This window comes from uncultured Meiothermus sp., from assembly GCF_937863175.1.
In the GTDB taxonomy this organism is placed as follows: Bacteria; Deinococcota; Deinococci; order Deinococcales; family Thermaceae; genus Meiothermus.
Map to the genome: position 1 here is coordinate 1 of NZ_CALMCQ010000192.1, position 10890 is coordinate 10890.

The 10890-nt window shown below is 59.2% G+C and carries 9 protein-coding genes; 5 read left to right on the top strand and 4 right to left on the bottom strand.

Annotated features, from left to right (window positions below; translation table 11 throughout):
* The 3 genes from Q0288_RS07460 to ruvA all read left to right on the top strand — a co-directional run.
* The coding region (locus tag Q0288_RS07460; RefSeq protein WP_299429269.1) for a hypothetical protein at positions 1 to 184 on the top strand (184 nt) is incomplete at its 5' end.
* The gene (locus Q0288_RS07465; RefSeq protein ID WP_299429270.1) at positions 181 to 951 is read left to right on the top strand and encodes an enoyl-CoA hydratase-related protein; all 771 of its coding nucleotides are present in this window, start codon (positions 181 to 183) and stop codon (positions 949 to 951) included. The genes Q0288_RS07460 and Q0288_RS07465, both read left to right, overlap by 4 nt.
* Positions 952 to 960: 9 nt before the next feature.
* Entirely contained in the window at positions 961 to 1542 is a 582-nt protein-coding gene (gene ruvA / locus Q0288_RS07470) for a Holliday junction branch migration protein RuvA (protein WP_299429271.1), read from the top strand.
* Positions 1543 to 1785: 243 nt separating this feature from the next.
* Here ruvA and Q0288_RS07475 read toward each other — a convergent pair whose 3' ends face one another.
* From Q0288_RS07475 to Q0288_RS07485, 3 genes are all read right to left on the bottom strand, one after another.
* A complete protein-coding gene (locus Q0288_RS07475) occupies positions 1786 to 2565 on the bottom strand; it encodes an HAD family hydrolase (protein WP_299429272.1) in 780 nt (259 codons plus the stop codon).
* 57 nt (positions 2566 to 2622) lie between these two features.
* The gene (locus Q0288_RS07480; RefSeq protein ID WP_299429273.1) at positions 2623 to 3174 is read right to left on the bottom strand and encodes a protoglobin domain-containing protein; all 552 of its coding nucleotides are present in this window, start codon (positions 3172 to 3174) and stop codon (positions 2623 to 2625) included.
* Between the two features lie 141 nt (positions 3175 to 3315).
* Positions 3316 to 3873, bottom strand: a complete 558-nt coding sequence (locus Q0288_RS07485) for a protoglobin domain-containing protein (RefSeq protein ID WP_299429274.1) — start codon at positions 3871 to 3873, stop codon at positions 3316 to 3318.
* A gap of 358 nt (positions 3874 to 4231) precedes the next feature.
* Here Q0288_RS07485 and Q0288_RS07490 point away from each other — a divergent pair, with 358 nt between their 5' ends.
* Entirely contained in the window at positions 4232 to 5317 is a 1086-nt protein-coding gene (locus Q0288_RS07490) for a cytochrome-c peroxidase (protein ID WP_299429275.1), read from the top strand.
* 365 nt (positions 5318 to 5682) lie between these two features.
* On the opposite strand, the gene Q0288_RS07495 is transcribed toward Q0288_RS07490, so the two are convergent.
* Entirely contained in the window at positions 5683 to 10179 is a 4497-nt protein-coding gene (locus tag Q0288_RS07495) for a glutamate synthase-related protein (protein ID WP_299429276.1), read from the bottom strand.
* A 406-nt stretch (positions 10180 to 10585) separates the two neighbouring features.
* On the opposite strand from Q0288_RS07495, the gene Q0288_RS07500 reads away from it, so the two are divergent.
* On the top strand, positions 10586 to 10858 hold the full coding sequence (locus tag Q0288_RS07500; protein WP_299429277.1) for a stage V sporulation protein S: 273 nt from the start codon (positions 10586 to 10588) through the stop codon (positions 10856 to 10858).
* The last annotated feature ends 32 nt before the right edge of the window (positions 10859 to 10890 follow it).

The window sequence follows — 10890 nt, forward strand, 5'->3', positions numbered from 1 at the left end:
CGGGGTTCATATGGAGTTGCGCCAGGCAGTGAGTGCTTTGAAACCGCAGGATTTGAAGCGGAAGTCGGGTCGCTGGACGCTGGCCGAACATGCTTTTGGGGCGGCCAACCACGATATCTACCATGCCGGACAAATTCGCCTGCTAAGAAGAATGCAAGAAGCCACTGGCTTGGAGGATACATGAGCGTTGTGTTGTCTGAACTATCCGGGGGCATCCTGGCCCTGACCATGAACCGGCCAGATACCGTGAATGCCTTTACCACCGAGATGCTCCGCGAACTCAGCAAGGCTTTTGGCAAGGAAGCAGCCCAGCCCGAAGTCCGGGTAGTGGTATTGCGGGGGGCGGGGCGGGGTTTCTGCTCTGGGCAGGATTTACGTGAATTTGAGGGTAAGACCCTGTCGTACAAGTCCCATCTGCGCAACTACCAGGCAGTAGTGGAGAACATCGCGGGGCTTGAAAAGCCGGTTATCGCTGCCGTTCATGGAGCAGCAGCGGGGGCTGGAATGTCGCTGGCGCTGGCTTGCGATCTGCGCGTAGCCGCTTCGGATGCTGTGTTTACCAGTGGTTTTAGCAAAATCGGTTTGATTCCCGACGCGGGGATGAACTACCACCTGCCGCGTATGGTGGGTTATGCCAGAGCCTTCGAGATAGAAGCTCTATCGGGTCGCATCAAGGCCGAGGAGGCCCTGGCCCTGGGCCTGGTGAATCGGGTGATAGCCGTCGAAGCTTTTGCCGAAGAGGTGGCCAGGCTGGCAGGAGAGCTGGCTCAGGGGCCCACCAAAACCTACGGGTTGATTAAGCGGGCCCTGCGGCGCAGTGCCAGTGCGACCCTCGAGGAGATGCTGGAGTACGAGGCCCTGCTGCAAGAGGTCGCAGGCCGCACCGAGGATCATAAAGAGGGTGTGCAAGCCTTCTACGAAAAGCGACCACCCAGGTACAGCGGCAAGTAAACTGATTCTGTGATTCGTTACCTGAAAGGTAGGGTGCTCAAAAAGGGCCTGAACAGCGTGGTACTCCTGGTGGGTGGGGTGGGCCTCGAGGCGGGCTGCCCGGCCTCGACCCTGGCCCAGCTTGCCGAAGGGCAGGAGGCCACCCTGCACACCCGGCTGATTGTCCGGGAGGATGACCTGTCGCTTTATGGCTTTACCGACGAACGCAGTCAGGAACTTTTTGAACTGCTGCTCTCGGTCTCGGGGGTGGGGCCCCGGGTTGCCCTTAACCTGCTCTCCTCTCAGACCCCGGCCCTGCTCGCCAGGGCACTGGCCGAGGGTGATCTGCGCTTGCTAACGGCTGCCCAGGGGGTAGGCAAGAAACTGGCCGAGCGGATTGCGCTCGAGCTGCGCGGCAAGGTTCCGGCCCACCTGATGGGCGAGGGAGGGGCCATCGTCCGCACCTCCCATACCCAGGAGGCCGAGCTGGCCCTGGTCACGCTGGGTTTCCGGGAAAGCCAGGTGCGCAGTGTGGTGGCCGAAATCGCCCAGAAAAACCCCCAGGCTGGTACCCAAGAACTCATCAAACTGGCCTTGAAGGCACTGCGCTAAAGGGAGCTTGAGCAGCAAGCCCCCGAGAGCATCGTTCTCAGAAATAGTGCTCTCCGAAAATCCTCGCTCACTTCCATTTCCAATGCTGAGCCCAGTACGGGCAGAGTGTGGTTTGACCTTCATCTACCCACTCCTCGATCTCTCTGGGAGGGAGGAAGCAGAGACAGTGAAAACGGCCACACAACACCCTCTGTAAAATTTCAGCCCAGTGGTGGACTGTGTGTGGGAGGGCATACTGGTCAGTCATAAAGTCTCCAGCCAGGGCAGCATCTCCAGCAGGCTGCTGACCTCGAGGTCTGCCGGGTGGTTGGGGTCTTTGGGCTTGAAACCGCGCTCAACCCAGACCGACCGGATCCCCGCGTTCGTCGCCCCAGCCACATCGCGCTCGGGATTGTCACCCACCATCACACAGGCCGAAAGCTCAACCGCCAGCTCGGTGCAGATGTGGTCAAAGATGCCGCGCTGGGGCTTGCCGATGTTTTGCTCACCGGAGACTGCAATGGCCTGAAAGCGATCCTGGAGACCAGACCCCTCGAGCTTGTCCCGCTGCAAATCGGGCACCCCGTTGGTGACGATGCCCAGTCTGTAGCCAGCCAGGGCCTTCAGCAACTCGTCAACCTCGGGATAACGCGGGTACAACCGCCGCTCGCTAAAGTAGCGGTGAACCAGGGCTTCACACAGGGCGTCGTCATGAATCCCCTGGTCGGCAAGGGATTCGTTCCAGACCGCTATGCGAAAGGCCGGCGCCCATTCGCTCAGGGTCTTGAGGGCGGGGTGAGTCTGCGCCTCGTAGCGAGCCCAAAGCCCCTCCCCCGCACTGTGACCGATGCGCTGGGTATAGTCAAAAACCGGAGAGGTTCGCCAGAGCCGGACAGCCGTCTCTTCGGCGGCCTGCACCAGGCGCGCAACATCCAGGCAGTACCAGGAGGCCGCATAAAAAGCACAACCGCGCAAGGCATGTAGCGAGACCGGGTGGTCGAGGATCAAGGTTTCGTCCAGGTCAAACAGAATGGCCCGAATCATCCCTCAATCTTACGAGAAGACCAGGGCTGTTGTATGGCGTATAGAGGGTTTCAGAGTTCAACCGGCTTTCTCGAGCAGCGCCCGTGCCCCTTCGACCAGGGCTTCGTGTTCATTTTGGGTGGATTTCAGCCCTTCCCATAGCGCAGCGAAGTAGCTCTCCTGCATGAGTGCAATTTCAATAGCCATAATCTTTTCAAAGGCGGAAATGGCGGCGAATATTTCGGCCCCCCGCAGGGCGTTGCGCAGATGCTCGAGGGTCAATTCCTGCACGATTCCCACAGCCGGAACAATGTGCCCTGGCCGAACTCCCACCCGGGCGTGTACCAACCCGATATATATACGTCGCCTGGCGTAGCTGGCATCATAGTTGCCGGAAAAAAGCTCACGATACCAGAGCGCAAACGACTGGTAGAGCCGTTCGACCCGGCCTGGAACGCTCCACAGGATTTCGTGCATCTCGGGGTCGCGGCCCAGGTAGTCGTAGAAGGCCAGGGCAATCTCCGGGGCCAGTGGAGCGGCCACCGCCTCGAGGCTCTGCAAGGTTTTCACGTGTTGCTGCACAAACCCAGTACGACGAACCAGGGTTTGCAGCAGTTCTTCAGAATTCACTTCTGAGATTTTATACCAGATCTGCACCGGAGGGCCAGGCACACCCTCGGCAAGATTCCCTAATGAAGCGCAACCGATACCCACTGGTGTCCGAACGCTGGCATGACAACGCAGTTGCAGGGTTGTTCTGCCATCATCGCTTCATCTGGCTTTTTCCAGCATGGCCCGGGCCCCCATCACCAGTGCTCTCTCCTGGTCGGTGGCTATACCCAGGCGGTAGCCAAACTCCATAGCCTGCATATAGCTGTCCTGCATGATGGCAGCCTCAATGGCCATAATCTTTTGGAAAGCCTCCACCGCATTGAAAATTTCCACCGAGCGAATGGTGTTGCGCAAGTGCTCGAGCGATAATTCCTGCACGATACCGAAGGCCGGCATGATGAAACTGGGCTTAACCCCTACGGCGGCATGCACCAGGCCAATACGCGCGCGTTTTTCGGCATACTCGCCATCATATGAGCCACAAAAAAGACCCCGGTACCAGTCAGAGAAGCTCGAATAGAGCCTCTCGACCCTTCCCGGAGAGTCCCACAGAATCGCGCGCATTTCCTCATCCCGACCCAGGTAATCGTAAAAGGCCAGGGCAATTTCCGAAGCCATCGGGGCCATCAGGGGCTCGAGCTGACGCAACGTCCGCACGTGCTGCTCGAGCAGTCCCGTCCGGCATATTAATTTGTTCAGCAGATCCTCGGCCTTCATCCGGGACAATTGTACCGTGATTTGTCAGTTACTAGTAGGTCTGCACCAAATACCATCCCCAGTACAAACTGGATTACAGGTACAGTGTGCGTTGGGAGTATCGGCCCTCCGTACACGAATCAACCCGTCGCCCCGCATAGCCCGGCGCCGAACCTTGCGAGGAGCAGGGTTCCGTCAGAGCTCACCCTGGGGTTTGGGTCTCAGCCAGGCTCTGCCCTATCACACCCTGGAAAAAAAACGTCTGACCAAGGATGGTAAGCTTAGTTACTTTTTAGTACTTTTGGCCCTTGCGTAGTTCATTAATCTAAATAAGACTTCTTACCAGAAAGTCGGCTTTCTTACGGAAAGGGGTCATACAGTGAGAATCCTTAAACCACTTGTAGTGGGTCTGGCGATTGTTGCCGTAGCAGCGGGTGTAACCATCGCCCAAACTCAACCAGACCAGCTTCGCCAGACTGCACAAGCGCTCTTTGCTCCGTTGCCCGAAGTTGCCGATAATCCAGACAATCCAGTAACCCGACCCAAAGTCACCTTGGGCAAGATGCTTTTCTACGATCCTCGCCTCTCGCTCAGTGGCTTCGTGTCGTGCAATAGCTGCCACAACCTGGCGACCTACGGTGTAGACAACTTGCCAACCTCGATTGGCCATCGCTGGGCGGTAGGGCCGCGTAATTCACCAACAGTATTGAATGCCGCACTACACACCGTTCAATTCTGGGATGGTCGCGCCAAAGACCTGGAAGAACAAGCCCAGGGTCCCATCGTCAATCCCATCGAGATGGCTATTCCCAATCAGGCCTTTGCGGTTGAACGCGTTGCTTCAATGCCCGAGTATGTTCGGCGCTTTGCTTCTGCTTTCCCCGGAGAAGCCCAGCCGCTGAACTACGTCAACATCGCCAAGGCTCTGGCCGCATTTCAACGCACCCTGATGACTCCAGACCGTTTTGACTCCTGGTTAAGGGGTAATGATGCCGCTCTGAGTGCGAGGGAACTGGCCGGTCTGCAAACTTTTATTGCCCAGGGCTGTGCAAGCTGCCACGGCGGCCCCGCGCTGGGTGGAAACAACATGGCGAAGTTTGGGGTTGTTGAGTCTTACTGGGAAGCCACCCGCGACGTGGTCGGCATCGGTGGACCAACCATGCCCATTGATGTCGGTAGATTTGCCGTAACACATAACGAGGCCGACCTCTACATCTTCAAGTCTCCCTCGCTCCGCAACATCACCCGCACCTACCCCTACTTCCACGATGGCGGTGTGTGGAGTTTAAGGGATGCAACCCAGATCATGGCACGCGTGCAGTTTGGTCGCGATTTGTCCAGCGAAGACCTCGACAACCTGATGGCGTTTTATCAGGCCCTCGAGGGGAGAATCCCGCCCTACGCATTGGCGCTGCCCATACTTCCCCCTTCAACCCAGCAAACCCCCCGGCCCAGCAACCGGTAAGCCTCCACCTCGAGGTATCCCTCAGGCGGTCTAGCCAGTCAACTCGATCCGCTCTCGCTCTCACCGGGATAAAGTTTTGGCCGTACAGATCCTCTGTACGGCCGGTACTTTAGAATGCGCGTCGGCATACATCATCGCCTTCCACATCAGAACCAGTTTGATAACCCAACCCGCCTTTGCCCAGGGCGGTTTTCAAATTTTTTTGCATCTCTGATTACGTTGAAAACGCCTCCGGCCTCCGCGAATGGGCGTACCTTCTACGGCAACCGGCCTGGTTGTTGCAAGACTGCCTTCGGGCCTAGCCTCTGCCCATGATCAAAAGTGTCTGACAGTAGCAGACCAGCAAGGGCATCCGAAAAGCCTGCCTACTCGGTACTGACCTCCTGTACCACCTGCTGATTGACTGGCAGCACCATGCGGAAATGAGCAGCAGGGTCGGCCAGCAGCCGCATCAAACGTTCGGCCTTGTCTTCACGTTCGGCATCGCGCAGGGCCTCGAGGTAGGCGCCCATCAGTTCACGCACATCCGCGATCCCTCGCTCATCGAGCTTTTGAATCGCTACTTTGGCCCCCTTGGCCAACCGCCGGTGCATGGCATCTTCTTTCAGGCCCATCTCGAGCCAGTAGCGTAGATAAACCCGCCCGCCGGTCATGCCCGAGCAGATCCAGGGGCCCGGATCACCCAGCACCACGGCCCGCCCACGGGTCATGTACTCAAAGGCAAATCCCTTGGCCTGAGCACGGGCCGCAATATTGCCAAGTTCGTCCTGTACTGGACGGTCCGGTTCGCCGGCCAGCACTACATCGGCCCCCGAAAGGCGGATGCAGAAGCGGCTGTCGGCCTGTCCTTCGACAATCAGCAGCCCCCCAATGGCCCCATAGGCAAAAGACTTCCCCACCGAGCCGTCCACATACTGGCCGAAGGGGTTGCGGCCTTTCAAAATCGCCACCTTGCCCCCATAGGCGTTCTTGGCGATGCCATCCTGGGCGCCTCCTTCCACCAGAATGTCCAGACCTTCAACGTTGAAGGCTGCGATGCCGTTGCCTGCCACGCTGCCTGCATCAAAGCGAATTTCCACCCTGGCGGCGTCCCACCCCTTGCCGTACAAGCGACGGCGGGCAATCTCTCCTGCCAGGTGGGTACCCAGAGCACGGTCGGTAGAGCCCACCGGCCCTTCCTGAAAGAGCAGTTCGCGCGCACCGTCGGCGTAGGCACTGGTGACCACCTCGGTAATCGAACGGGTCAACTGGTTCAGGGGTTTGCGGAGTATGTGCGCCGAGCGTTCGCCGAGCCACTCGGGAGCCGAGACGGGTTCGAAGAAATAGCTCAGGTCAACTTCACCGTCTCCCTCCTGGGTCAGCAGGTCGCTGCGGCCCACCAGATCGCGCAGGCTCATTTCGCCCAGGGCCGCCACCAGCCGCCGCAATTCGTTGGCCTTGGCAGCAAAAAAATGTACCAGTTGTTCCACCGCCCGGTTCGATTCTTGCGGCACAAAACGCTTCAAGCCATGGGCCTGGGCCTGCTCCACGGTCTCGATCTGGGTGGCAATACCCACGTGGCAGGTGTCCATCTGGCACTGGCGGCAGATGGTGCAGCCAATCGCCACCATGGCCATGGTTGCCATGCCCACCCGGTCTGCACCCAGCAGCACCATCCGCAGCACATCATAGGCAGTTTTGAGTCCGCCATCGGCCCACAGCTCTACCTTGTCGCGCATCCCGGCCCGCACCAGCGCCCGGTGGGCCCGGCGTACGCCAATTTCCACCGGCAGGCCGGCGTATTTGAGGGCATGCCAGCGGGCTGCCCCCGTACCCCCCTCGAAACCTGAGAGCGCAATTACATCGGCCCCGGCTTTGGCGATGCCCACCGCGATGGTGCCAATGCCCGGGATGACCGGAACCTTGACCGAGACCCTGGCCCTGGGGTTGACGGTTTTGAGTTCTTCGATCAGCTGGGCCAGGTCTTCGATGGAGTAGAGGTCGTGGTTGTTGGAGGGCGAGATCAGGTCTACCCCAGGAACCGCATTGCGGGCCGCTGCTACCTTGGCCGTGACCTTCTTACCCGGAAGGTGTCCCCCCTCCCCCGGCTTAGCTCCCTGGCCGATCTTGATCTCGATGAAGCCCGCCGAGTTGAGCATGTAGGCATGAGCTCCAAAGCGACCAGAAGCCACCTGCTGGCCGCGCCAGTGAGTGTATTTGCCCAGCATGTCGGGAATTTCGCCGCCCTCACCATTGATGCAAACCATGTTAAGCTTCTTGACCGCTTCCACATAGGCACGGAAGGCCGTCTCGCCCTGCGAACCAAAACTCATCGCAGTGATCACGAAGGGCAGAGAATGTCCCCCCACGCTCAGGTCTACTTCTTCGGGATTGACCTCGGATTTGCTGGCAAACCGGATACCCAGGAGCTGCCGGGCTGCCACCGGCGACTCATTCTCCAGCCCGCGTACCTTTTCCTGAAAGTGCTCGTAGGGCGACTCGCCCGAGGCAACCTCCATCGCCGCCTTGAAGATGCGGGGATTGAAGCGGAAGTCTTTGGCAGGCAGCACTTTTTCGGCGTTGAGCAGGTTGAGGCGCTCGAGCAGGGTGCGCTCGAGCTCCAGCAACCCATAGCCCGCCTTATCCGAACCCAAAAAGTTGCGGATGCCGAACAGTTCGGCCAGCTCCGGCTTGAGGCCGATGGCGCTGAAGATGCGCCCATAGCCGCGCACCTCGTGGATGCCCATGGTAGAGATCACTTTTTCCAGGCCCTTCTTGAGGCCCTCGAGCAGGTTCTGTAGGCCCAGGGCGCCCTTGCTGGCCTGGGCCTTGTGCTGCATCAGCCAGGGAGCCACTGCATCGGCCCCAAGGCCCAGACACACCGCCATATCGTGCAGGTTTCGCACCCCGCCAGAGTGCACCAGGAGCGAGGTACGACGGCGCAGCGAGACCCCTTCTTCGTCACGGGCTTCTTCCAGCGACTTGCCAACCGCGGCCAGGGCCAGGTATACATCCAGCCAGACACCCCCCTCGAAAGCACCCCGATCCGAGATCACCAGGAGTTCGGCCCCATCGCGGGCTGCCTGGACCGCCGTCACTTGCAGTCGCTTGAGTCCAGCCGCTATTCCCTCCTCCACCGAAAACTGCGCGGGGAGGACAGCATGTTTGAAACGGCGCAGGGCTTCTTCGTAGCTCAGGGTGCCCTGACCCTGAGCAATGGCCCCTGCCGTGGAAACAGTCTCTTCCAGCAGCACCGGCACCACCAATTCCTCGACATGCCCCGCCCCGCGCCCATCGGGCAGGGGCCGCCGACCCAGGATGCTACGGGTTGAGAAGTGTTCGATTTCGCGCTCACGGTCAATGGCCGGGTTGGTCACCACTGCCACGGTTTCCTTGAAGAACTCCGAAAGGTTGGGCTTCTCGGGGTTGAGAGCCGCGATGGGGCCATCGTAGCCGAGCGAACCGATGGGTTCGTTGCCGTTTTCAGCAATGGCCTCGAGGTAACCCGTATCCCAGCGATCCCAGCCGTAGGCCCGCTCGAGGCCCAGCGAAGGCGGAGCAGGCTTGTCTTCAACCTGGGCTTCGCTACCCCCTGCCAGGGGCGGTATCGCGGCGCTACGAGGCCCCGCCAGATGACCCGCATAACCTTCCAGGCTATGGGTTTTGGTCAAGATGCGCTCCAGCACCAGGCGCTGATGGCGGTCGTAAGTGAAAAGCCGCGTTCCATCGGGTGTCAGACGCAGGTAGATCTTTTCCCCCGGGGCAAAGGGGCGCGGTTCGGAAACAAATTCCTCGACCGTAAAAACTCCCCGCTCCGAGCTAAAGACATACTCCGAGTCGGTCTCGACGAACCACAAGGGGCGCAACCCCATCGCATCCGTTCCAAAGACCGCCTCTTCGCGGTGGCGCGTCACCAGGGCCGCTGGGCCCTGGGCCAGCGGGCCAAAGCGCTGGCGCAGGTTCATGTAGAGATCCTGCAACGCTGGCGAATAGTTCTTGATCTCACCCAAAATGGGCGGAAGCGCCAGATCCATGGCCTCGGGCAAGGAAAGGCCAAAGCGGTAGAGCAACCCCTCCAGGATGCGGTTCAGGTCTTGGGAGTCGGAACCGCCGGTGAGCGGGATGTCCAGAAAACGCCCCTCGCGGCGCAGTCGCTCGATGGTGTTGATCTCGCCGTTGTGGCCCAGCAAACCAAAAGGCTGCACCGCCTCGAAAGTGGACATGGTATTGGTGGAGTAGCGGTTGTGGCCCAGGGTGATGATGGACTTGTACTCCGCACGGGAGAGCTCGGGAAAATAGCGCTTGAGAATTTCTGCTGAACCCCGCACCTTGTAGACCACCGTAGCGGTTGAAAGCGAGACCACATGCACGGGAAAGCGCCGCTCTAAAAGCAGCCCCAGCTCCCAAAGCGGGCCATCGCCATCGGTGGAAAGTCCTGCTACTTGATAGAACAACGGCTCAGTGCGCTTGCCCACCGGCCCCAGCACGCTGCCGCTGGTCACCCCTTTGCGCTCCAAAAGCAGTTTGATTCCCCGCCTCGAGCCTTCTACTCGAAACAAATCGAAAAGTTCCTGAACCCGGGTGCTTTCGCTTTTGGGAATAAAAAGATGCCCTACAAAAAAGCGAGGGTTCTGGGCCAGGCTGCTATCCAGCCCCGCCTCGTAAAGGTAGCCCGCCCAGAGCTCACGTGGAAGATCGGTCTGGATACCCGTGCCATCGCCTTCCCCCCGAATCAACCCTGCACGATGGGCCATCTTGTAGAGGCTTTCGATGGTACGCTGCACATTGGCATGGCTTGGGCGAGCGCTCTTCTCGGCAATTGCGATAATTCCGCACGCGTCGCGTCCATTTGGTATACCAGGATATGCCTCACTAAATCTCATCTACCAGACCTCCAGAACTGTGCGGGACGGATGTTGGGGGGGAACCTTCGCATAAGTTTGCGAAGATTTGAAGCAGTATACGGATCCCCCTGGTTTGCGTCAATACAAGGAGGGTTGTATAGAAATCCGGCTATTCGTAAGTTCAGGACAAAGATACCTGAGCTGGTTCGTCCGGTACCTGGCGTGATTCCGGCTCGTCAACAAAAACCCTCCAAGAACGCATTTTCTTGACATGGCTTTGCGGTTGCTCCTACAATGCAACCTGGAGCGTTACGCCTGGTGGTGCGCCGGGCAACAATTCCCAGGGCCAACTGGTGCCGAGCATGAAGCACACGACGCAACTCCCGTACCTTCGATGGGCTGTTTCACCCCTTAGTAATCAGTGGACGGTGTACTAGGAGGTTCTGTGGAAACGCTGCGTGTATCCGGCAAGTCACGTCCCAACTCCGTCGCAGGTGCTATCGCTGCTCTGCTGCGCACCCAGAACGAAGTCGAGGTTCAAGCCATCGGCCCCGAGGCCGTTAATCAGGCCGTCAAAGCCATCGCGATTGCCCGGGGGTACATTGCCCCCGACAACCTGGATTTGACGGTGAAACCAGCGTTTGTAAAGCTCGAACTCGAGAGTGAGGAACGCACCGCCCTGCGCTTTACCGTACGCAGCCAGCCCTTGCAGCCATAAAGCCCCTGAGCAGTGGTTTTTTGCCATCAACG

Bases quoted from the DNA above. Each gene is read 5' to 3' on its own strand.
- Q0288_RS07495 (WP_299429276.1), bottom strand. From the start codon at position 10,179: ATGAGATTTAGTGAGGCATATCCTGGTATACCAAATGGACGCGACGCG.
- Q0288_RS07475 (WP_299429272.1), bottom strand. From the start codon at position 2,565: ATGATTCGGGCCATTCTGTTTGACCTGGACGAAACCTTGATCCTCGAC.
- Q0288_RS07485 (WP_299429274.1), bottom strand. From the start codon at position 3,873: ATGAAGGCCGAGGATCTGCTGAACAAATTAATATGCCGGACGGGACTG.
- Q0288_RS07465 (WP_299429270.1), top strand. From the start codon at position 181: ATGAGCGTTGTGTTGTCTGAACTATCCGGGGGCATCCTGGCCCTGACC.